15 protein-coding genes are annotated in these 24204 nt (G+C 36.0%); 7 read left to right on the forward strand and 8 right to left on the reverse strand.

The window, feature by feature from the left end:
- Positions 1–2: 2 nt before the first annotated feature.
- Genes Q5W13_RS23360 through Q5W13_RS23380 form a run of 5 tightly spaced genes read right to left on the reverse strand, consistent with a single transcriptional unit; the run spans position 3 to position 5310 of the window.
- Positions 3–1562 (reverse strand): thioesterase domain-containing protein, encoded by a 1560-nt coding sequence (locus Q5W13_RS23360; RefSeq protein WP_304444743.1) that lies wholly within the window; start codon positions 1560–1562, stop codon positions 3–5.
- Positions 1504–4032 carry a non-ribosomal peptide synthetase gene (locus Q5W13_RS23365; protein WP_304444744.1) on the reverse strand — a complete coding sequence of 843 codons (2529 nt, stop codon included), beginning with the start codon at positions 4030–4032 and terminating at the stop codon, positions 1504–1506. Before Q5W13_RS23365 ends, Q5W13_RS23360 begins: the two co-directional genes overlap by 59 nt.
- 21 nt (positions 4033–4053) lie before the next feature.
- Positions 4054–4749: a HupE/UreJ family protein gene (locus Q5W13_RS23370; protein ID WP_304444745.1), complete on the reverse strand. Its 696-nt coding sequence runs from the start codon at positions 4747–4749 to the stop codon at positions 4054–4056.
- Complete coding sequence (locus tag Q5W13_RS23375) at positions 4743–5075, reverse strand: hypothetical protein (protein WP_304444746.1); 333 nt, start codon at positions 5073–5075, stop codon at positions 4743–4745. The genes Q5W13_RS23370 and Q5W13_RS23375 overlap by 7 nt, the downstream gene beginning before the upstream one ends.
- Positions 5076–5112: 37 nt before the next feature.
- Positions 5113–5310, reverse strand: a complete 198-nt coding sequence (locus Q5W13_RS23380; protein WP_304444747.1) for a hypothetical protein — start codon at positions 5308–5310, stop codon at positions 5113–5115.
- Positions 5311–5703: 393 nt separating this feature from the next.
- Here Q5W13_RS23380 and Q5W13_RS23385 point away from each other — a divergent pair, with 393 nt between their 5' ends.
- The 7 genes from Q5W13_RS23385 to Q5W13_RS23415 all read left to right on the forward strand — a co-directional run bounded on the left by Q5W13_RS23385 (position 5704) and on the right by Q5W13_RS23415 (position 15476).
- Complete coding sequence (locus Q5W13_RS23385; protein WP_304444748.1) at positions 5704–7281, forward strand: amino acid adenylation domain-containing protein; 1578 nt, start codon at positions 5704–5706, stop codon at positions 7279–7281.
- On the forward strand, positions 7278–7529 hold the full coding sequence (locus tag Q5W13_RS23390) for an acyl carrier protein (protein WP_155596823.1): 252 nt from the start codon (positions 7278–7280) through the stop codon (positions 7527–7529). The genes Q5W13_RS23385 and Q5W13_RS23390 overlap by 4 nt, the downstream gene beginning before the upstream one ends.
- A gap of 5 nt (positions 7530–7534) precedes the next feature.
- Positions 7535–10096, forward strand: coding sequence for a condensation domain-containing protein (locus tag Q5W13_RS23395; protein WP_304444749.1), 2562 nt, complete (start codon positions 7535–7537; stop codon positions 10094–10096).
- Positions 10018–11673: a phosphopantetheine-binding protein gene (locus Q5W13_RS23400; protein WP_304444750.1), complete on the forward strand. Its 1656-nt coding sequence runs from the start codon at positions 10018–10020 to the stop codon at positions 11671–11673. Before Q5W13_RS23395 ends, Q5W13_RS23400 begins: the two co-directional genes overlap by 79 nt.
- 35 nt (positions 11674–11708) lie before the next feature.
- Positions 11709–12194 (forward strand): hypothetical protein, encoded by a 486-nt coding sequence (locus tag Q5W13_RS23405; RefSeq protein WP_304444751.1) that lies wholly within the window; start codon positions 11709–11711, stop codon positions 12192–12194.
- Positions 12195–12298: 104 nt separating this feature from the next.
- Positions 12299–14533: a TonB-dependent receptor gene (locus Q5W13_RS23410; RefSeq protein WP_304444752.1), complete on the forward strand. Its 2235-nt coding sequence runs from the start codon at positions 12299–12301 to the stop codon at positions 14531–14533.
- Positions 14534–14861: 328 nt separating this feature from the next.
- The gene (locus tag Q5W13_RS23415) at positions 14862–15476 is read left to right on the forward strand and encodes a tyrosine-protein phosphatase (RefSeq protein WP_368662587.1); all 615 of its coding nucleotides are present in this window, start codon (positions 14862–14864) and stop codon (positions 15474–15476) included.
- A 98-nt stretch (positions 15477–15574) separates the two neighbouring features.
- On the opposite strand, the gene Q5W13_RS23420 is transcribed toward Q5W13_RS23415, so the two are convergent.
- The 3 genes from Q5W13_RS23420 to Q5W13_RS23430 all read right to left on the reverse strand — a co-directional run bounded on the left by Q5W13_RS23420 (position 15575) and on the right by Q5W13_RS23430 (position 24195).
- Entirely contained in the window at positions 15575–21421 is a 5847-nt protein-coding gene (locus Q5W13_RS23420) for a PKD domain-containing protein (protein ID WP_304444753.1), read from the reverse strand.
- Between the two features lie 388 nt (positions 21422–21809).
- Complete coding sequence (locus Q5W13_RS23425; protein WP_304444754.1) at positions 21810–23003, reverse strand: tyrosine-protein kinase domain-containing protein; 1194 nt, start codon at positions 23001–23003, stop codon at positions 21810–21812.
- Position 23004: 1 nt separating this feature from the next.
- Complete coding sequence (locus tag Q5W13_RS23430; protein ID WP_304444755.1) at positions 23005–24195, reverse strand: GumC family protein; 1191 nt, start codon at positions 24193–24195, stop codon at positions 23005–23007.
- Positions 24196–24204 lie beyond the last annotated feature (9 nt).

Below are 24204 nucleotides of genomic sequence, written 5' to 3' on the forward strand. Positions count from 1 at the left end.
ATTTAACCTGTTTTTCTAGTAGATTCAAACTCTTTCATACAAGCATCTACAATACTTGCTGTTTTTTTGACTATTGTGGCATCTTCAAAAAGTTTATCATGAGTTCCTTCTACGGAAACAATTACAACTTCTTTATTTGTCATTTTCCTCCATGAAGCTATGACTTTAGTATTAAAATCGGTAGCTGATTTTTCGGTCAATAAAACCCGAATATCATTCGCTATCGGTTTCCAATCATATTCTCGGTAGAGCTTAATATGATTGTTATGTAGGGTGCGAATAAGTTTTTCACTACCGCTACTTGTTAGCGTTTTGTATTTTTCTTTAAGTGGTAATATGAATTTTGATCTTACAAATCGGTGAACCGTTTTTATAGGGTCGGCCTTTAACCGTTTTAACAGTGCAGATGTTCTAACGTTGGTTCGAGACGGCGCAAACAGACTAAGATAATCCGCCATAGTATCTGCAATGATGAGATTAGCACTGTCATTGGTTTCTTCCAATAATCTTGTAACCTCCATACCTATTGCCGTATTATAACAATACGCAATAAAATGATACGGACCTTGAGGCTGCACTTTCTTAATCTCCGTTATAAAATCGATTGCCATTTCACGAACACTTTTATGCAAAACAAGTTCATCTTTATGACCGGAAGCTTGAAGTGCATAAACTGGACGGTCAGTATTTAGATGATTAGCAAACTGATTATAATAAAAGAAATGTGTACCTCCAGAATGTAAACAAAACAAAGGTGGTTTCGTACCGCTTGAACGAATAGGCACAAGGTGCTTAAATTCCGTCTTATCAAAAGCTTTAGTATTATGTTTATTTTGAGCTTCTAGGTAACGAGTTAGCTCTGAAATGGTCTGATGCTCAAATAATTGATTAGGAGATACTACTAAGTTTTCCGTCTTCGCTTTCGAAATCACTTGTATACTCAAAATGGAATCCCCGCCAATATCGAAAAAATTCTCATGAACACCTACAGACGGCAAATCAAGAACTTCTTTCCAAATAGCTGCTATTTTCTTTTCTAGTTCCGATGAAGGAAGCTCAATCTTAGTATTTTCATTTTCTTCTGCAGATGGTTTTATTTGAGCTAAACATACCTTATCTACTTTACCATTGGGTAGAACGGGAAACTCGTCTACCTGAACAATCCTAGTTGGCACCATATATCCGGGCAATTTGGCTTTTAGAGTGCTTTTAAGAGCATCTGTCTCAACTTCTTCATCTGCGGTAACATAGGCAACTAAACGCTTGTTGTCTTCCACCATAGCCACTGCAGCACTTACCGAGTCATATTCGGATATTGTTTTTTCTACTTCCTCTAACTCAATTCTGAAACCATGCACCTTAACTTGATGATCAACTCTACCTAGAAATTCAATTGTACCATCATTTCTATACCTACCTAGGTCACCCGTTTTATAAATTTTTTCGTTTAATCCTACTTTTAATGGATTGTCTAAAAACACCTTGTCCGTAAGCTCTGTTCTATTAATATAACCATTTTGACACACCTGGTCCACCAATATAAATTTCCCCCACAGCTCCATAAGGAACTAATTTTTTTGATTCATTTAAAAGGTATACCTCTGCATTGGCAACCGCCCTACCTATTGATACCGTATCAGAATCTTCGGTTTTCTCAACCTTATGAGCTATGCACCAAACCGTAGCCTCCGTAGGACCGTATTCATTATACAGGCCTGTATGTGGTAGGCTTTCAAAATGAAGATTACAAAGGGCTCGCGAACATGCTTCACCCGCTACAATCACTGTTTTAAAACTTTCCAATGTAGTTAAACTACCATGCTCAAGAATTACTTTATACAAAGTTGGAAGCATAAGAGTATGACTAACCTTATGACGTTGCACCAAGTCTTCTATTTTAGTAATATCTTGTTCTATTCTATTTTCAGTAAGGATAAGATTCCCTCCAGTGCAAAGCGTCCAATAGATACCTGCTTTGGAACTATCAAACGAAATAGAGGACATTAATAAGAACGCGCTAGGATTTACAGGATAGAAGTCCAATCTTCCTGCAGTTGAATTGATTATATTCTTATGAGTTATAGGTACTCCCTTAGGTTTTCCCGTACTTCCGGAAGTGTATATGATGTATGCCAAATCATCTTCACTAACTTCCGGCAAGACTTCGTCCGTTATTTTATTAGTTTCGATTTTATCAACCAAAATAATGTTCTTGTTTGTTGAATCAAAAACACTTGCTAAACTACTATGGGTTACCACAATATTACAATCCGCATCTTCTAAAATGAAATTTAGCCTTTCCATTGGATATTTAGGATCCATTGGTAGATATGCGCATCCGGCCTTAAGAATAGCTAACATGGCAACTATCATTTCTGTAGACCTTTCCATACAAAGCATAACCACCTCATTATGCTTCTTTGTTCTTTGAATAATGGCATGTGCAATTGCATCTGCCTGCTTATTAAGCTCTTGATAAGTAATTGATACCTCACTAAAGGTCAATGCTTTATTTTGAGGAAACTGATGTGTTACATCAGCTATAATGTGGTGAATTGCTTTATATGATTTAAAATAATTTCCCTTTTCTTTCGGCTCCGGAAGCAACATCCTTTCCTCTTCCAAAGACATCATTGGCAGATTACCAATGTCCTCATTTGGATCAACAATTATTCCTTGCAATAACATTTTATAATGCGATAGAAAACGAGAAATAGTTGCCGCTTCAAATAAATCTGTGTCATACTCAAAAGCGAGAGAGAGCAGTCCGTTAGAATCTGAGATGGACAGGGTTAAATCGAACTTAGAAACTTCCGTATCAAATTCAGCTTCATCTATCAGTCGTAAATCAGAACCAAAAGAAGGTGTATCAGTTGCCGAATGGTACAGAAACATCACCTGAAAAAAGGGACTCACGGCTAGGGACCTTTCTACTTTTAATTCCTTCACTAAAACATCAAAAGGTACTTCCTTATTTGAAAAAGCAGAAAGTGTATTCTTTTTGACGACTTCAATTAAATCCGAAAAACTATTAGTGCTAAGCACCGTACTTCTCAGTACGATTGTATTGATAAAAAAACCCAGTACTTTTTCCAGTGATTTCACGCTCCTATTAGAAATAGGGGTCCCTACAAGAATATCTGACTGGCCTGTGTATCTATATAGTAAAATATAATACACGGTAAGCAAGAAAACAAATGGTGTAGTCCCCAACTGTTTTGATTTACCCAAAATATCGGATGACAGTTTTTTATCTAACCTCAGAGTCTGCTGCTTACCTTTAAAAGAAGGCCTTGCAGGTCTAGCACTGTCCGTTTGAAGATTTAATATAGGTAGGTTTCCTGATAGGGTATTCTTCCAATAATCCAATTGTTTATTATCAATAGGTGTAGTACGTTCCCAATAGGCATAATCCGAAAATTGAATGGTTTCAGGTTTAGTCTCCAAAGAACTGCCCGCTGTCAGTTTTAGGTAAGAATCCGCCAACTGTTGTTTCAATACATCAATAGACCATTCATCAATTACAATATGATGCAATGTAAAAAACAACACAAATCTATGTGCCGGGTATTTTAATAAAGAAACCCGGACCAGACCTGGTTCAGATAAATCGAACACTCTGGAAGACTGCTTACGCATTATAGTGTCAGCCTCTTCTTTCGCATCAATCTCAGTTAAAGGACTAAGATCAAACTCAACAAGGTTTGGTATAGTATCATCAACTTTTGAAACTGGACTACCATTAATAGCAGGATAATAAGACCTTAAAACTTCGTTAGTTAAGAATAAATGGTTGAGACTTTTCTTTAGCTTCTCTACATTCAAATTTCCATCAAAAGTCAGCGCTTCAGAATAATTATAGAAAGGATTCTCTGTGTACAACTGTTGTAAAAACCATATACGCTGTTGGCCGCTTGATAATGGAATTTGAGTATCCGCGGGAGCCTTAGATATCTGTGATAAAGCAGAATCCTTTGCTTCCCGATTTTTCCATCGGTTTAATAACGAATTTTTATCTGTGCTCTTTTCCAAATGCTAGATTCTATGAATTATCTACTTCAATCCAACAAATTCTGCCATAGGGTATAATATGTTTCTATTGATTATTTCATCTAATGGCAAATCAACATCAAAGGCTCGTTCTATAAGCCAATATGCAGATACAATTATTAGAAGAACAGAAAGCCACACCATTAATTTTGAATAAAATTTGTTATTTCTTATGAAGTACAAAACTGGAAAAATCACGGCAATAATTGCAATTTGACCTATTTCTACTCCAACATTAAAACCTACCAGTGATAACGATAAGTATTCACCCTTAAATCCCAAATCTCCCAATACACTAGCAAAACCAAAACCATGGAAAAGACCAAAAACAAAAGCTATAACCCAATCCTCTCCTCTAAATATTGGTCTAATATTATGGTAAGCGGCAAGGCCTACTGAAAAGGCGATTATAGATTCTACCACTCTAGATGGCAGTGTAATAATTTCCAACGATGCCAGACTTAATGTAATAGTATGTGCAATTGTAAAAAAGGTGACTATCTTAAGAATATATATAAATGCTGGTCTAAAATTCTTTACCGGCACCCAGCCCCAAATTCCGGACTCGCCATTATTAATAGGTTCTCCCGTAACACCATCTTTCTTACGTCTTCGTACTACTGAGGGCAGGATTAAAGCTAATAGAAATAAAATATGGTCAATTCCTATCCAGATATGCCAAATTCCTTGCTTTACCATAGTAGGAAGCCTTTCCATAGTGAGGTTTCCTTTATAGAAAAAGAACCTTCCCGCTCTCCTTCAGAGAGATATAATGCAACAATATGCTCATTATTTATTAAGCCCGCCTTCCAGTTATATTCCATGGCCACAAGACACATGTGCGAGGGGTCTTCATCAAAAAAAGCGTCATAATCCAGCGTAAGGCTATCCGGCAGGTTCTCGGAGTTTTCTAGTCTAAAATGAAAATTGATAAAATCTCCGTAAGAAAGATTAAGTTTTGACATTTCACCTGTAAAAACAATACGGTAAGCTCCTAGTTCAGAAGAAAATTTAGCATTATCCAATAAATAAGCCTGAATTCTATCTTGGTATGGCCTAACCTTATCTATATGGATGCAAGCCTAAATCCAAACCAAAAACACTATTAAGTTCGTTAGCGTTAACCTCAAAACGACCCTCTATTCCGGTCTTTTCATAAATTCTTAGGTAAATTAAACTTTGTTTTGGTTGATGGGCAAACGTTACCAAAGGGGCCAAAAGAAAAAGGCCAAAGATAATAGACAGTATTAGTTTTTTCATAGCGCTGTCAATATAGAAAATTATTTTATAGTTGTCTTTATTTTTTCGTTTTAGCGTACATAATATCAGATAGCTTTCCACCCTTTAAATACCATAGGCTAAGAAAACTTATTTCAGCTTCTCTAACATAATCTTATATCTCGCAATAAAATAAACAGTAAGATTCTTGTTAAACATTTAGCAGGAAAATAGCCTTAAAATTCATTATATCTAACGAACGAGCTCAAATATTCATGATTTTTCGATGACTGACCTATAAATCTGTTATTAGATTGATTTTTTCCTTGATAAATTCACAAGCATAAATTATATTAGCCATGCTATGAATAAGAAGGTTTCGGTATTGATCGAAATTCTTGTGGTTCTTGGTATGCTATCAACTAAACCATCAATTTGAAATCAATTTACACTTTACCTCAACTTATAGAAAATGTAGCAAGAGCATCACCGAACCGTGAAGCTTTTCGTTATTTAGAGGAAACCATATCCTATAGTGAACTCCATAAGAAAACAGACCAGCTAGCTTCATATCTAATTTCAATAGGCATCAAAAAAGGCGACCGTGTAGGTATTTTCATGAACCGGTGTCTGGAAACTTCTATTGCTGTCTATGGTATTCTTAAAGCTGGAGCAGTATATGTACCACTTGATACAGCTGCCCCCTTACACAAAACTGCTGCTATTATAAATGATTGCCAAATTAGCTGTTTGATTACCACAACCACTAAAAGAAGAAAGGTTGATACACTTTTAAATGAAAAGAGTACTTTAAATAGGGTAATTGGAGACACCCTTAAAAATTCAATTCCATCCGTAGCTTGGGACGATGTTTTTTCTATTGAGTTAGATGATTATACACCTCCTACTATTTTAGAACAAGATTTAGCCTTTATATTATATACATCAGGGTCTACGGGTATGCCAAAAGGTATCATGCATACGCACTATAGTGGTTTAAGTTTGGCCAAAATTGCTGCAGACACCTATAATTTCAACCCAGATGATATATTCGGAAATCCAGCCCCGTTACATTTTGACCCCTCTACTTTTGGTTACTTTGTTTCGCCTTTAGTAGGTGCTACCACCGTAATCATCCCTGACGCTCACTTAAAAATGCCGGCCAGTCTGAGTGCGCTTATATCTAAGGAGCGCATTACAGTATGGTATTCAGTTCCTCTAATGTTATTACAGCTATTACACAGTGAGACTTTAGACAAACATGATTTCAGTTCTTTAAGATGGGTGCTTTTTGCAGGTGAAGTTTTTATAACCAAACACCTACGGGCCCTAATGAAAAAATGGCCAAATGCAAGATTTAGCAATTTATATGGGCCCGCAGAGCTAATTTTATGTACATACTACAATGTACTTAAGCTACCCAAAAAAGATGAACCTATACCTATTGGAAATGTCTGGGCCAATACGGAGTATAAAATACTAGATGAAAACAATAACGATGCGCTTGAAAATGAGACTGGCCAATTGGCTGTACGCTCTGCTACTATGATGCAAGGTTACTGGAACAATAAATCTCTTACCGAACAATCTTTTCATAAAGTAACTATAGCTGACGGTTATGAGCATATTTATTATAAAACCGGAGATTTAGTAAAACTGAACAATAACGGAGAACTATTGTTTTTGGGAAGAAATGACAGGCAAATTAAACTTCGGGGATATCGTGTTGAGCTAGATGAAATAGAATTGACCCTCCTGAAACATAATGATATAGAAGAAGTAGCAGTACTAGTATTAGGAAAAGATGAAGAGGTACAAGAATTGGCTGCGGTTATTAAACCTTTGAAAGGTGTTTCTATAAATCTTACCTACCTCAGGGAATTCTGTAAAATACAACTTCCCTCCTATGCCATTCCGAAAACTATTGAATTTATGAAGGATTTACCCAGAACTAGTTCAGGTAAAATAAGCCGAAAAGAAATAGGCAAACTACTGGAAGAACACCAATTATGAAAGATAAAATTGTAAGCTATATTAAAGGTAACCTAGCTACTGAATCTGTTGAGGACATAGATATAAACGAAGACCTTTTAGGCAGTGGTTTAGTTGATTCATTAGGAATGGTGCAATTAGTACTTTTTATTGAGAATGAAGCTAACATAAAGGTTTCACCAGAAGAAATGACCATAGAGAACTTTACGACCGTTGACCATATTTTAAAATTTATAGCGAGTAAGAATAAAGACCAAAAGCAAGCATAACTATAATGAGCGACCAAAAAGATTCATTTTTAAAACTTACCAAAAGTCAATCTGCTCTGTGGGCGGGTCAAAAAATGCATCCCAATGTTCCCCTTCATAATGTGGTTTATACTTTTGAGATTACGGGCGCTATAGACAAGATTTTATTTGAGAAAGCATTTCAAAGGCTAATTAAAACGACGGACATACTCCGAATTATTTTTTCCGAAGAAAAAGGAGTTCCAAATCAGACCGTTCGTAATGAAGTAGATTTTTCATTAGAATTTATAGACCTCACTCATCATCAAAACAATACAACTATTGACAAATGGCTCCATGAACGCACCTTGAAACTCATGGATATTTCTGAACGAGTATTTGATACCGCCTTATTAAAAACAGGAAGCAACAACTATGTATGGGTTTTAAAACTACATCATTTGGTTACGGATGCAGTATCTAATTCCATTCTCTACCGGCGGATGAGTTCTTTCTATACAAGCGAAATAACTAATACCACGGCGGCCGTAGAAAATTTCCCATCGTTTTCAGACTATATCAAATTTGAACATGAACAAAGTACTACGAGTGTAAATAACGACAGTAATAAGTATTGGGAAGAAAGGACAAAAAACTTGCTAGAAAAACCTAAACTGTACGGAGAAAAGATTGACAATAGTACTGCGGCAAGACGAATCACTTTAAACCTCGGTACACAGCGTTCACAACAACTTCGTGAATTGGCCAACCGTACGGAATTTAAAGGATGGACGGAGGATTTAACTCTTTTCAATATATTTCTAACGATATATTTCTCCTATATCCACAGAGTAAGTGGTCAAGAAACTATCGCTATTGGTGCGCCATCACATAATAGGACTACCAGAGAATTTCAAAAAACTGCGGGACTTTTTATTGAAGTACTGCCATTGGTCATTGATATTGAAAATGAAGACACTTTCATAAGTCTCTTTAACCGTGTTAAAATAGAAACCAATAATTATTTAAGAAACGCGCGCCCAGGAAGTGCTGAGGCTCAAACAAATAACAGTTTTAATACTGTTTTGAATTTTATACATGCAGATTTTCCTGATTTTAACGGTTTTCCCACAAAAACTGAATGGTTTCATTCTGACCATATAGATAGTAGCCACGCCCTCCGCACCCATGTTTATGACATGAACAATAGTGGAGCTTTTAAAATAGCCTTTGATATAAATAGCAATACTTTTTCCGATGCTACGGCAGAAGAAATTCCTGTTCATTTTCTGAATTTGTTAGATGCTTTTTTAAAAAATCCCGAACAATCACTACGAAAGCCTGGATTGCTAGACACAGCTCCTGGGGACGCATTGCTTGTTGAAGAATTATCTACTCCATTCAAATCAGTAATTCAAAGTTTTGAAGAAAATACAAATAGTTCTCCCAATTCTGTAGCGTTACAATTTGTAAATGAAATTCTTACCTACAACTCGCTAAACAAAAAAGCGAACCAACTAGCCCACTATCTAAAAGCTAAAGGCATTAATGAAAAAAGTAGAATAGCGCTTCATTTCAACAGAGGTTCCGATTATATAATTAGTGTACTTGCTGTTCTTAAAACTGGTGCAGCCTTTACTCCTATTGCTTCTGACCAACCTACAGAACGCGTAAATTATATCATTTCAAATTCAAAGAGTATACTTTTACTTAGTCAAAGCAACCTTATTTCAAAAATAGATATTCCGGATATTGGTATTTTGGATGTTCAAAAGGAAAATTCAATTATAAACGAGCAGCCTTTTACTAATTTAGAGATACAGTCCTCGCCCGAAAGTTTGTCCTATATACTTTACACATCGGGAAGTACAGGAAAACCAAAAGGTGTTCTCATTTCACAACAAGCGCTTTCTAATTATATTTTTTGGGCAAAAGAAGCATATCACACTAATAAAAAATCCATTTTCCCTTTATTCACATCAATAGGTTTTGACCTAACTATTACATCTACATTTTTGCCATTGGTTAGCGGTGGAAGGATAAATGTTTATAAAGAATCCGTAACCGGTCCTGATATTAGCTTGTTGAAAGTGTTAGATGACAATCTTGTTAACTGCATTAAGTTGACACCTTCTCATTTAGCTCTATTTAAAGAAAAAAAAATGAGTACGTCATTCATCCACACTATGATTGTAGGTGGTGAAGAATTCAGATCTAATCTAGCAAAATCTATAAAAGAGGTATTCCCAAACGAAATTAAGATATTTAATGAATACGGACCCACGGAAGCTACCGTGGGATGTATTGTAGCGGAGTACAATGAAAGTAACCATACGAAAGCTACTGTACCCATTGGACTGCCAATTTCTAATATGTCCGCTTATGTATTGGACGAATATAAAAACAGAGTGCCAAAAGGTGTTGTGGGTGAACTCTACCTAAGTGGTTTAGGACTTTCTGATGGCTATGCAAATGACCTTTCCTTAACTGCTCAAAAATTTATTGAAAATCCATTTATTTCAGTAATAAAATGTACCGTACGGGAGATTTGGCCAGAATTAATAAAAACGGAAGTTTTGAATATATGGGTAGGTCTGATGAGCAAGTAAAACTAAGAGGGCATCGTATTGAACTATCGGATATAGAAAGCAACCTAACCGAATTTCCTGAAATAGAAAATTGCGCCGTTGTTTTAGTGGAAAGTAAAAAAACAACTTCTGAAGATGAAGTGATTAACTGTACCAAATGTGGCCTACCTTCTAACTACCCAAATACCGATTTTGATGAAAAGGGAGTGTGCCACCTTTGCACTGCTTTTGAAACATATAAAGACAAAACCGAGCGCTATTTCAAAAATGACGAGCAATTGGTTTCTTTATTGACATCTAAAAGAGAGTCCAATCCTAATTATGATTGTATTTCACTTTTAAGTGGTGGTAAAGATAGCACCTATGTTTTGGCAAGACTCATTAATATGGGCCTTAAAGTCTTGGCTTTCACGATGGATAACGGTTATATATCCGAACAAGCCAAAGCAAACGTAGACCGTATAGTAAAGAGACTTGGTGTAGACCATGTATATGGTCATACACCACATATGAACGAAATATTTGTTGATAGCCTAAACCAACACCATAATGTATGTAATGGTTGTTTTAAGACCATTTATACGCTTAGTACCAAAATAGCACTTGAAAAGAAAATTCCGTTTATTGTTACTGGTCTTAGTCGCGGACAGTTTTTTGAAACCAGACTTACCGAAGAACTTTTTTGGGAAGATGACCTAGACACTGGCAAAATAGATGATACCATTCTAGAGGCCAGAAAATTGTATCACCAAGAGTCCGATGCCGTAAAAAGACTTTTGGATGTATCCATATTTGATGACGAAAGTGTTTTCGAAAAAGTAGAGTTCGTAGATTTTTATAGATTTAGCGATGTTAGCTTGGAGGAAATGCTTATTTATTTAAAAGATAAGGCAGGTTGGATACGCCCAACTGACACCGGAAGGTCCACCAACTGTTTGATCAACTATATTGGTATTTATGTGCATAAAAAAGACTTAGGGTATAGCAACTATTCTTTCCCTTATAGTTGGGATGTAAGATTAGGCCATAAAACAAGAAATGAAAGTCTAGAGGAGATTAATGAAGTTATAGACGAAAAAGAAGTGTTGCGAATAATGGATGAAATTGGGTATGAATCATCACGACCACAATGGGAAAACAGCTCAAAATTAGTTGCCTACTATACGGGGAAACAAGATATATCCATAAAAGAGATTCAAAATTTCTTAGCAAAGCAATTGCCACCCTATATGCTTCCTACGATTTATAAACACGTAGACCAAATGCCACTTACCAAAAATGGAAAGGTAGACAAGAAAGGTCTAAAAAAACTTTCTGCTGTTCAATTGGCTATGAATACCTCATATACTGCTCCAAGAAATGAAATTGATGAACTCTTGGAGAAAATCTGGGCGGAGGTCTTGCTATTGAATAAAGTCGGGATTCATGATGATTTTATCTCTCTAGGAGGTCATTCACTGGCGGCCATCCGGGTTACAGCTCGCATCAACGAAGAAATAGAATATAATTTTCCATTAAATAAGATATTTGAAATGCCTACTATTGCAGAATATTCAAATTATATAGAAGAAACATTAAAATCTCTTTTAGAAGAGTAAAACCTTTGATACCCTGTTTACGTAAGTAGAACTGTATGCAACGCAAAAAAGAACATTCCGGTACATCTACCAGACCAGAGCTTATAAAATATCTAGCTTTGGTGATTGCTCTATGCTATGTCCTGAACCCTTTGCATCATCAAATAAGTACCGTGTTTCATGAATTTTCGCATGCTTTAGAGATGCCGGACACCGTTATTGGGCATGACTCTTTTTCAAATAATGAAAATATACATCATGCCCATGAACATGTTACGGAAGCAGATAACCACGAACACAAATTAATTAAAATTATTGATTCTATTTTCGATGCTTCCAATACCAATGAATCATCAGAAGATATGTTACTGGCAGATTTTAAGTTTGGTAAACATATTACCACAGATTATTGGCTTTATAACCACATTTTTCATGTAAGCCTTTTGCAAAATTTTAAATCCGTAGAAAACAGCCTCAAATTAGGCCATTCTACCATCTTAGAAAAGCCGCCACGGCAAGCAGCCCTCCCCTCTTCCATTTAGGATTTAACCCCTACATTTTTAATTAACGACTTAGTATCAAGACTTTGCACTTATCCATTTATGGGTAAGGTGCCTATGCGCTTAATACTATCAATCTTTATACGATGAAAAAATACATTACAATTATAGTACTACTAACCTTTTACACTGGCGTCAACGCCCATGATTTAAGCGGTACTGTAACTAACGAAGACCAAATTGCCTTAGAAGGTGTTGGTGTCTATAATAAAACAACCGGTGGATATACTTACACGAATGTCTCAGGCTATTTTGAACTTGATGATATCTCTCTTGGGGATGTTATTTATTTTTATAGCTTAGGTTATAAAAACCATCAATTAACCATTTCCGAAAGTCTTTTAGATGGCAAAATAGATGTTGCCCTAAAAGAATCTGCTGTATCACTAGATCAAGTAGTACTAGTATCTAAGGTTAATGCCTTAAGTAATTTTGTTAATGTTGATGTTAAGGCCAACCCGGTAAAATCTTCTCAAGAAATATTAAGAAAAGTACCAGGACTGATCATCGGTCAACATGCTGGTGGAGGAAAAGCAGAACAGATTTTCTTAAGAGGTTTTGATATTGATCATGGAACAGATTTGGCCATCAATGTAGACGGCCTTCCGGTAAACATGGTTTCCCATGCTCATGGACAAGGTTATTCGGATATGCACTTTATAATTCCCGAAACTATTGATAACATTGACTTTGGAAAAGGACCATATTACGCTAACAAGGGTAATTTTAATACCGCGGGATATATCGATTTAAAAACCAAACGAAAAATTGACGAAAATTTGATTTCAGCTGAAATCGGTCAGTTCAATACCTTGCGTACCGTAGGTTTGTTTAAAGTTGCTGAAAGCGACTTTAACAATGCTTATATCGCTTCTGAACTAGTTCTAACGGACGGTCCTTTTGATTCTTCACAAAATTTCAACCGGATTAATATGATAGGGCGCTACACTTTCAATAATCGTGAAGACCAAGATTTGAGTGTCACAATTTCTCATTTTCAGAGTAAGTGGGATGCTTCTGGTCAAGTTCCACAACGCACAATTGATGCTGGGTTGATTGGCAGATTTGGAGCAATTGATGATACTGAAGGTGGAAATACCAGCAGAAGTAACATCCTACTAAATCACACCAAACAATTAGATGAGCATTCTAGAGTGAAATCTAAAGCATATTTGACCAAGTATGATTTTGAGCTCTTTTCCAATTTTACATTTTTTTTGGAAGACCCTATAAATGGTGACCAAATTAGACAATATGAAGACCGTACCGTAATAGGTGCGGAGACTAGCTATGAGCATTCTGTTCATATTGGTGATCATGATTCTCAGTTAAAATATGAATCTGGTATAGGATTTAGATATGATGATGTAAATGATGTACAATTATCCCGAACAAAAAACCGTCAAACTTTATTGGAGCGTCTTGCCTATGGAGACGTTGACGAATTGAATGCCTATGGCTTCTTTGATGTTACATATAAGAAAAATAAATGGACGTTAAATACAGGCCTTCGGCTAGATTATTTTAAGTTTGATTATGTAGACAAACTAACCGAAACTTACGATAGCAAAAGTGAGAACAAGCTTTTTCTTGGACCAAAACTAAATATTATCTACGCCCCTACTGCTAACTTACAGCTTTTTGCTAAATCCGGTATTGGCTATCATTCAAACGACACTAGAGTTGTAACAGCAAGCAACGGCAAGGATATATTACCCTTGGCCTATGGAGGTGATTTAGGAGCTATTTTCAAACCAGTAGATAAATTGGTTATCAACGCCGCCTTATGGACACTATTTTTAGATCAAGAATTTGTTTATGTTGGAGATGCTGGTATAGTAGAGCCAAGCGGTAAAACAAAGAGACTAGGTGTTGATTTTGGCTTGCGTTATCAATTAACTGATTGGCTTTATGCTAATGGAGACGTTAATTACACTTATGCCAGAAGTACTGAAGAACCTGACGGAGCGGACTTTATTCCGCTTGCACCAGACTTAACATCTTCAGCTGGACTTTCATTTATAGATATCAAGAATTTTTCTGGAGGAATTAACTATAAGTATGTAAAAAACAGACCGGCGAACGAAGATAACTCTATAATAGCTGAAGGTTATTTTGTAACAGATTTGAACCTAAATTATTCTATCAAGAATTGGACATTGGGTGTTATTGTCGAAAATCTTTTTGATACAGAATGGAATGAAACCCAATTTGCAACAGAAAGCAGATTATTCAATGAAGCCGAACCGGTTGAAGAAATTCACTTTACACCATGCAGTATTCCGTTTTACCTAAGAGGGAAGATATCGGTAAACTTTTAGTACCCCCTTAGACTTTGTACAAACGGAGATATGACACATTAGTCATATCTCCGTTTTCCTATTTACAGTCTAAATGAAAGTTAGTTAGAATGATTTTGTTTATAGTGGTTCTGACTTATCTTTGTATTGTACAAAACAAAACATCATAAATATCGGTATTATCCGTTATACTTCTTGAGTTATTAACGAAACCAATTTAAATGTTTCACTTTTTCAATAAGAAAAAATTTTTGGTCGATTACCTAGATGGCTTTATCGACATACATAATCACATATTACCTTAAGCATAGATGATGGGGCTAAGACTGTAGATGATTCTATTGCTCTTATAAGGTCTTTTTCTGAATTTGGGGTCAAGCATTTTATTGCCACTCCACATATCATGTCTAACTACTATCCTAATACCAGAGAAACAATTGGAGCTTCGCTAACAGAGTTAAAAAATGCACTGTTGCAAAATGGCTTAAAGGATGTATCAGTAGAAGCTTCCGCTGAACATATGATTGATGATAATTTTGAAAATTTATTAGAAAATGAAGGCATCATGCCTTTAAAGAAAGATTATTTATTGGTAGAAATGTCTTATTTGCAACCACCAATAAACTTTGAAGAAGCTATTATAAAAACGGCTTCAAAACGTTTTTTTCCCATACTAGCACATCCAGAGAGATATGGATTTTTACACCATAGAAAGAAAAGGTATCAGGAATACAAAGACAATGGTATCCTTTTTCAAATGAATCTTTTATCTCTTAGTGAGTACTACGGCAAAGAAGTCCCAAAAGTAGCGGTAGAACTTTTAGAGAATGGTTTAATAGATTTTGTTGCATCTGATGTACATAATATGTCTCAGCTCAATGCGCTAAAAAAACTTACCCTTTCTAAAAAAATGATAGAGCAACTTCTCCCATTAATCAACAATACGATTCAGACTTTTTATTAAAAAGAACAAATAGTGCTCGTAATTTATCCCAATTAAACATATAAAAAAAATGCCGCTGAATCAGCGGCATTTTTTAATTCAACTTTATTAATGTGTTCTTAATTCTGCACTAGAATTTTCATAGTAACAGGCTTACCTCTGTTATTGGCAATATTTAGAAAGTATATGCCATTTTGCAAAAGATGAACAGGTATTTCATAACTATTTTCAACCTGACCAATCTCTATATCCTCAGCATTTATACCGCTTATCAACCGCCCTTGCTGATCATGTAAATTAACTCCCAACATCATGAAGTCCTCAGGCTGATTTAAGATTCGGATAACTGCCACTCCTTCTCTTATAGGATTCTTCTCTAAAATATAGCCCATTTTATCTGAAACAGTAATAATCACTATATCTGTATGGGTATTTCCACCAGCATCTGTTACCCTTAGCTCAACTTCATAGGTGCCATTCTCTATAAAAGTTTTGGAAGTATCCGCATCAGTGGAAGTATTACCATCCTTAAAGTCCCATAAATAGCTCTCAATATCTCCTATTGAGTTACTACCAGTAAAGGTTACTTCAAGCGGAGCACTTCCTTCTGTTGGAGTGGCTTCGGCAACAGCCAACAATCCATTTTCAGGAACAACCGTTACTCTTACATCATCCGAAGCAGTTTTCTCTTCATCATCTGTAACAGTTAGCAAAAAGTTATACACACCTGCTTCCATGTTACTTACTGTCAATTCAGCTGTGTCTTCACCACTTAGCGTAGCCGTATCAGAACCACTTTCTTTTGTCCATGCAAAAGTTACAGTGCCTCCGTCAAAATCAGAACCTGACCCAGAAAGAACTATAGTGTTGGTTGGTAAGGTTATCATCTGATTTCCCCCAGCATCCACGGTTGGAGCACCTTCGGTAGTTTCTGAAACAGTAATAACAATTGTATCTGATTGTGTATTCCCACTAGAATCAGTAATAGTAAGTACCACTTCATAGGTACCGCTTTCTGCAAAAGTATTCATTGCATCTGCATCTGTGGATGTATTCCCATTCTTAAAGTCCCAAAAATAACTTTCAATATTACCAATAGAGTTACTACCGATAAAAGTTACTTCAAGCGGAGCACTTCCTGCCGTTGGAGTTGCTTCCGCAACAGCCAATAACCCATTTTCCTGAACAACAGTAATAGTTACATCATCATAAGTGGTATCACCTTCATCATCAATCACACCTAATTTAAAGACATACACACCTTCTATTAATCCATTCACTGTTAGATTTAAGGTATTTTCGTTACTCAATGTAGCATTAGGTCCGCTCTCTTTAGACCATTGATATGTAACAATATCTCCACCATCAGGATCATTAGCTTGTCCTTTTAGTATTAAAGTCTCCCCAATAAGAATTGTTCTATCCTCTCCAGCATCCGCTATAGGTCGATCATCCTGTGGACGGACCGTTGTATTTTCATAAATTCTTGGTCTATTATCATTTCTCCAACCATTTGAAATTATATCCAAATCGCCATCATTATCTATATCTACTGTCCTAGCTCCGTCATGATGCTCCAATGGACCTCCATCATCAATAACTTTCAAATTAAAATTCCCAGAACCACAAAGGTCATTTTCAAAAATTACTAAACGATGCTCACCCCTCCATTCGCCTACAACAATATCTTGATCACCATCAAAATCAATATCTACAGCAAAAACACTTAGACTGCCGCTAATACCTTCATCAAGTATATGTCTTACCCAAGGCTGAGTGGGATCAGATGGAGCCTCAAACCAAGAGATCTCCTGATTATTACCCGTACCACCAAAACCTAACTGCCCTACAACTGCATCTAAATCTCCATCACGATCAAAATCTGCCAATTGAGCACGATCTGGTGTGGAAACATAAGTTATGCCTGTATCAAAAATTTCAAAATCTCCATTTCCGTTATTTCGAAGCCAATTTATACCTTGAAACAAATCCAAATCACCATCACGATCAATATCACCAGCTTGGATATCTTCTCCCGAAGACTCCCCCTCTTGGCTAATATCCACTAAACTCCATGCACCTTGTGTTGGGTTTGAAGATGGTGTAAGCATTTGAACCGGAGCTTCCGTAGACTCAGCACCATTCCAATTAATCGCCATTTGATAAGGACCGCCTGTAGAAAAGACCCCTCCAGCCAACCCAGCCACAAAAGGTTCGCTATAACCAGTATTTCCCGCAGGAATGTTATTAAATATAGTAAAGTTTCCCTCTCCGTCTCCTTTAGCCCAAAGAAGTACTTCACTCTCATACAAATTATCCGGAGCTACTCCTAAAGCTGTTCCCAATAAATCGTAATTACCATCATCATCAAAATCATATACATGAACAACATTTCCGAAATTTTCTCCAATATCATTACGGACCCAGTCACCACTTACAGATCCCGGATTTTTGTACCACCAACTACCAGTAACAATATCTTTTAGACCATCCCCATCAAAATCATATTTAGCAAATGTATAGACAGAAGGGTATGGCAATGACTCGGATTCTAGTTGTTTGACCGACCATGACTCTGGAAATGGAGTTTCATTACAAGTAATTAATCCTGTAACATTTACAGTTACTTCATCATAAATACCTGTACCTGTATGATTTGCATTGTACAACTCGATTTTTACAATGTGTTCTCCCTGAGATAAACCATCAATTGGAATAGGATCATATCCATAATATTTATCTATCAACATATCGTCAATGAAATAATGTACGTGAGTATCATCTTCATTAATTATCCAATTCTCTACAGCAAAGGCCACCTCAAAGGGTTGGTTTACATCCCAACCATTTGAGGGAGATGTAATTGTTATTTTGGGTTGATTTTCTAGCCCTACAAAAGTATCCGGTGGTAGAACTTCAATACCTGATATTTTAGGATTGTTAGCTATTGATGTAAATGAGATACTGACAAAACCATCCGTTACCGAGACGTTATTAATTTCTTTTTGTAATGCTGTCGCAGCAGGTACTTCGGCTAATATATCAAAATTTGTCAACACGGGAGTTCCTTCAATAGTAACATTAAAAATCCTAGAACCTATACCTCCCGGGGTATTCTCTACACCAAAATAAAGTTCTGCAAAATGAAGCCGAATATCATACTCCCCATTGGAGACTACTGGTATCTCATAAGAGAAATTACCAAAGCGTTCAGTTTGATATAATGTATCGTCTAAAGTTCCATCAATTGGTCTTTCATTAGTAAAAACAGTGCCACCAGAAGAAAAATTGTCCTCAGAAAATATTTGCCCTCCCCATGTAGTTTGAAGACCACCTGAATTTACGCGTACCGAACTAATTGTAGAAAAACTAAAACTTTCATTAACAATTGACAATCCCGACTCATTCTGTACATTACTCACATTTAAATTATGAGATACACCTGAAGCAATTGCACTGGTTGTCAAAATCACAGTTCTGTTATCTGATTGTAATTGTGCAGAAAGAACAGACACGCCATTGTCTATCGTATAATTACCAGTTTGCTGAGCTGTTGCTGACAAAACATATTCAGAAAACTCAACAATAACCTCTGTTTCAGAACTAGCCTTAACACTGTTCACCAAAGGAGGAGTACGATCGATTGATACTCCATCTCCAATAAACTCAACATAGTTCAAATCAAAACTATCTTGAGGCTTAGTAGTATTTTTGAAAACAAAATAAAGGTCGTTTTTACCACCTGGATCAGTAATATTGGTGACAACATCCTCCCAAACAGATAAATTTCCTGTATTTGGAACGGTAGATGTAGCTACAATTGGACCAGTTGTGCTCCCCGTATGAAGTTCAATTACACCTCCAGCACTACTAGATGCCAACCTATACTTTACGGCCGAAATATTAGAAAGATTTCTTCCCTCAAAAACTATATAACTATTATTGTCCACACGAATAGCACTAAAACCACCCTCTAAGGAATCCGTATTACCTATTACTTCCGTGCCATTCTGTTGATCAAAAAATTCTGCTTCCTTACGTTTTGGGTGTAACTGAATTTGACCAAAAGACTTCAATCCATCTTTATCTGTGTAATTGCTACCAAGAACATAAAAAATATCCATATCCCCATCAATATCATGACCTTCATAGGCTAGTGTATAATCATCAGGACAACCGTCAAGAGTAGCGGAATCATGAAAATGGCCAATATGACCCAATGAAGGTATTATATTAACATCACTACAATCAATTCCAGAATCCGAAGTACTACCATCTTCAGCATCGGTAACCTCTAAGTCAATATTTATATCATCTCCCCAACCTACTAAACCTCCGTCCAGTGGTGAATTAAAAATAAAATCTGCCTTAGAATTTCCTGCATATATTATTATTGTCTTTGCCCCTAAAGCACCATCTCCATCAGTAACTTTCAATTGAGCACTAAATATATTCTTAGTTGTATATGTATAAGAAGGGTTGGGGAGATTAGAATCTACGATTTTATCACCATTAAAATCCCACTCATACAATAAATTTGTATCTCCATCTGGGTCATAAGTACCGTCACTATTGAACTGAACTATCAAATTGAGAGGGCCATCCGTAACATCCGCTTCAACTTCTACAATAGGAGGGGAATTAGTAACGATTCCTGTGTAATCAACTCTTACTAATTTTCCACTTCCATCACCATCCGCACAACATCCAACTCCATACTCTAAAATATACAAATGTCCATCTGGACCTATTTCCATATCTATATAACCATCTTTACCCCCAGTTGGAAATACATCGGGCGCTAATTGTTCTATACTACTAACATTACCATCTAAATCTAGTTGAGCTGCATATATTACACTAAAATTGAAATCATAGTAAAAGAATATACCATCAAATACGGAAGGTAACCTTTGCTGATCAGTAAGTGCAGAATCAAACTTATAGCGTGGACCTGCAAAATAACTTTTATTAGGAAACGCCAACAAAGCTTCTTTAGCCGGCGGTAAATCTATAATACCAGTATTCCATACAGAAGAATTTTTTGGAGCCGCAGCAGTGTTGTATTTAGGCGTAGCATAAGAAATTTCATAAGCTTCATTTGTTGTTCCCGAAAAATAGGGCCATCCAAAGTTACCCGAAGACTTAGCCAAGTTAATTTCATCATAGCCGCGAGGTCCTTCATCCCCGGAAGCTACAGCATCGGGCCCAACATCACCCCAGAACAACCAATCATTATTTTCTTTATCAATAAAAATACGATAAGGATTCCTAGTTCCCATTACATATATTTCGGGCTTGGTTTTAGGTGTGCCTACAGGAAATAAATTACCTGTAGGTATAGTATATGTTCCATTAGCCTGAGGAGTAATTCTTAATATTTTCCCGCGATAATCATTAGTGTTTGAAGAACTTTTTTCGGCACTATCATCCGAATCTATTTCGTCAACTGCTGCATATGCACCATGATTACTATTATCCCCGGTTGAAATATAAAGGTTACCTTGAGAATCGAACCCCATATCTCCTCCTGCGTGAAAGCTATTTGTACGTTGAACAGGCCACTCTAACATATTAAGTTCTGAAGGTAACAAAATAGAATCACCACTCATTGTAAATCGGGAGATCCTATTTACGGCAGTCCCAATAACGGAATAGTAAACATATATATAGTTATTGGTTGTAAAGTTAGGATCAAACGCCATTGCTAGAAGACCATCTTCAAATTCATGGTAGACAGGTATTGTTCCAGCACTTACCGTTGTAAACAAGTCTGGCTTATGAATTAATATCTCACCAAAACGATCTAGAACAAATATGCGGCCATCAGGAGAAAAACTTATAGATGTGGCATTCGTAAAACCTGAAGCTAACTCGTTTAATTGGAAGTCATCAGGCAACTGTGCCTCTGCTCTAAAATTACCGAAAAAGAAGATTGTTAAACAAGTAATTAAAAAACTTGTCATGTAATTGTTTTTCATATCAAAGAATGTTTGGCATTTTCTTAATAAATGTGTTCTCACGCAATAAACAAATATAATCTAATAACACTTTAAGGCCTGAATACCCTACTTTTTTTCGCTAAAAGAGGACTGAACTCCGTTAAATTACAAACCATTTTACAAACTAATATCATAAGAAATTTATCGCATAAGCATAGCTTCTCTCTTGTCTTAAGAAAAGTGATTTATGACGATAAATAATATAGAGGGAATAATGTTAGTTACAATCAACGAAAGTAATGATTTTTTAAAAACCAATTCACTCTGTATTTAGTGAAATAAATACTTCTTATAAAAAGGAAAAATCCCGAATTGCTTCAGGATTTTTGTTAATCTAATTACTTAATATTATCTAAAACTTCCACCACTTTTTCTGTGTCTTTCCATAACCATAACCATATTTTCCACCATAACCAAGATTAGAGGAATCAACATCATTAACTATAAAAGATAGACCTTTTATTTTTCCTTCTTCTTGAAGCTTAATGGGGTATTCCACAGCATTAGTTTCCGTGACCCCTGCTCTAGTAACATATAAAAGTAAATCTGCATGTTCGCTTATTAATAAAGTATCTGTCACGACCATCAAAGGAGCTGTATCTACAATTACATAGTCATAGGTTTCAGAAACTTGGGCAAATAGTTCTTTTATTCGATCACTCATCAAAAGTTCTGCGGGGTTCGGTGGTATTCTACCAGAATATATAACATCTACAGTATTTCTGTGTACAAGCATTGGGTTAACAATATCTCTAATTTCTATAGTATTATCATACAAGTATTCAGTAAGGCCTGCATCTTTATTTCTGGTCGGTTTCTGCATTTTATCTACATCACCGCTAGAAAAAAATGTATAAAGTTTAGGGTTTCTAATATCCGCTCCAATCAATAACACCTTTTTATTAGTACTAGCCAATATCATAGATAGGTTAGTTGAAAGGAAGGTTTTCCCTTCACCTTTAAGCACACTAGAAGTGACAAAAACAACATTACTTTTGCCCGATTTTTTTTGTTTTGATTTAATTAAATAATCAAGGTTTGTACGAATTATTCGCAATGATTCGGCAAGTACTGATCTATCTTCTTTAACTACAAATTTTTCATCCTTCTTAGACAATTTTGGAAGTTCTCCCAAAATGGGTATATTCTTCACAAACTTTTCTAACGAATGCATGTTGTGAATTTTATTGTCTAATAAATCTTTAGCATATATTATGCTAAAAGGAACAAGTAGCCCCAAAATAAACGAAGCCAAGTAGATAATAGATTTCTTAGGAGATACCGGTAACTTACTAATGCTATATGCCTGATCTACAACTTTTGACTTAGGAGAGCTGGAAGCTGCAGAAATTTGAGCCTCCTCCCTTTTTTGTAATAGATAAAGGTAGAGTGACTCAGTAGTCTGTTGTTGTCTGGTTATATCTCGCAGTGCGCGCTCATTAGCTGGTGAAGAATAAATTTTAGAGTTAAAACGCGCTTGTTGCCCACTTAAAGAGTTCACCGTAAGCCCTAGATTGTTAACCGAACTGCTTAAACTAGATTGCATGCTACTTTAAACCAGCTATTTGCTGATCCAGATTTACGATTACAGGGTTTTTCTCATTTGAACTTTTCAACAGCCTTTTACGCTCCAAAACCAGTGTATTATATCGATCTGTCGTACTAGCTATCGTGGGATCTGCAAGTCCTATATTTGTTGGCAAAACTTCATAACCTCCTTGTTGTTGCACCAAATCTTGCATAGACGCCGCCATGTTCAATTGGTTTCTTGCGTTTGCTAATTCCTGTTGGTTAGCAACACCAACATTTAAGTTTACATTAGCTTCTGCAGCTATATCGGTTACTCCTTTCTCGGTTTTAAAATCTTGTGCAGATTGGTCTACACTTGCCAAATCAGAAGAAATATTAGCTATTCGTTCATCAATAAAATTAGAGGTACGGTCAGCTATAATTTGTTTATCCTCTATAGCATTTCCATTGTATATTCTAACAAGAGCGTCTAGAATATTTACCGCTTTTTCTCTTATTGGGTCTTCTAATGTAATATTGACAATATTAGATAGCTCATATGGATTACTAACAACTATTCGAGTACGGTATCCTTGAGCCACATCTTCAATTGGTTTAACCGAAACACGTATTTTTTTATCCTTATAACTTTCAAAGACACCAACATTGGGTGTAATGACAATATCACCTATGGGAGTTGGAATATTCTTACCGAAGGCAAAGATTTTGACAGGCTTATCCTCTTCTTCAGTATAACCAAAAGTCGTTGATGAAGAAATAGTAATGAAAAAATCTAAATTAGCTCGATTAAGAATAGAATCAGCTGCAATAAAACTTAGGTTTATTGGAGGATTTTTATATAATTCTGTTTCCTTTATATTTCCTTGAACCATTATCTTGGTGTTCAAGTTCAGCTCCTTAACTACTCTAATGAAATTAGAACGTGAACGGATAAGTTGTAACTCATCTTCCACCTTGCTATTTCTTCCTCCTAGCATATTCAAGTCCTGAAAAACATCAAGCTCAGACCCAGATGTTTTGTCATCTAATATTTGAATCTGAGTTTGAACAGCAAACTTAGGCGTTGCATATCTAATATACATAAAAGCAACTAATAAAGCTACCACTACAGACAAGGCAAACCATTTTATTTGTGCTGTATACGTATTAAGTATTTCCTTTAAATCAAACGAATTGTTTGACATTGGGTTTTGAGTATTCAAGCTCATTTTATATTT

It is taken from the genome of Zobellia laminariae (assembly GCF_030553095.1).
GTDB classification, from domain to species: Bacteria; Bacteroidota; Bacteroidia; order Flavobacteriales; family Flavobacteriaceae; genus Zobellia; species Zobellia laminariae.

Excerpts from the sequence above, each read along its gene's own strand:
- Q5W13_RS23370 (WP_304444745.1), bottom strand. The coding sequence starts at position 4,749 with ATGGTAAAGCAAGGAATTTGGCATATCTGGATAGGAATTGACCATATT.
- Q5W13_RS23420 (WP_304444753.1), bottom strand. The coding sequence starts at position 21,421 with ATGACAAGTTTTTTAATTACTTGTTTAACAATCTTCTTTTTCGGTAAT.
- Q5W13_RS23405 (WP_304444751.1), top strand. The coding sequence starts at position 11,709 with ATGCAACGCAAAAAAGAACATTCCGGTACATCTACCAGACCAGAGCTT.
- Q5W13_RS23430 (WP_304444755.1), bottom strand. The coding sequence starts at position 24,195 with ATGAGCTTGAATACTCAAAACCCAATGTCAAACAATTCGTTTGATTTA.
- Q5W13_RS23410 (WP_304444752.1), top strand. The coding sequence starts at position 12,299 with ATGAAAAAATACATTACAATTATAGTACTACTAACCTTTTACACTGGC.
- Q5W13_RS23425 (WP_304444754.1), bottom strand. The coding sequence starts at position 23,003 with ATGCAATCTAGTTTAAGCAGTTCGGTTAACAATCTAGGGCTTACGGTG.
- Q5W13_RS23395 (WP_304444749.1), top strand. The coding sequence starts at position 7,535 with ATGAGCGACCAAAAAGATTCATTTTTAAAACTTACCAAAAGTCAATCT.
- Q5W13_RS23400 (WP_304444750.1), top strand. The coding sequence starts at position 10,018 with ATGTACCGTACGGGAGATTTGGCCAGAATTAATAAAAACGGAAGTTTT.
- Q5W13_RS23360 (WP_304444743.1), bottom strand. The coding sequence starts at position 1,562 with ATGGAGCTGTGGGGGAAATTTATATTGGTGGACCAGGTGTGTCAAAAT.
- Q5W13_RS23390 (WP_155596823.1), top strand. The coding sequence starts at position 7,278 with ATGAAAGATAAAATTGTAAGCTATATTAAAGGTAACCTAGCTACTGAA.
- Q5W13_RS23380 (WP_304444747.1), bottom strand. The coding sequence starts at position 5,310 with ATGAAAAAACTAATACTGTCTATTATCTTTGGCCTTTTTCTTTTGGCC.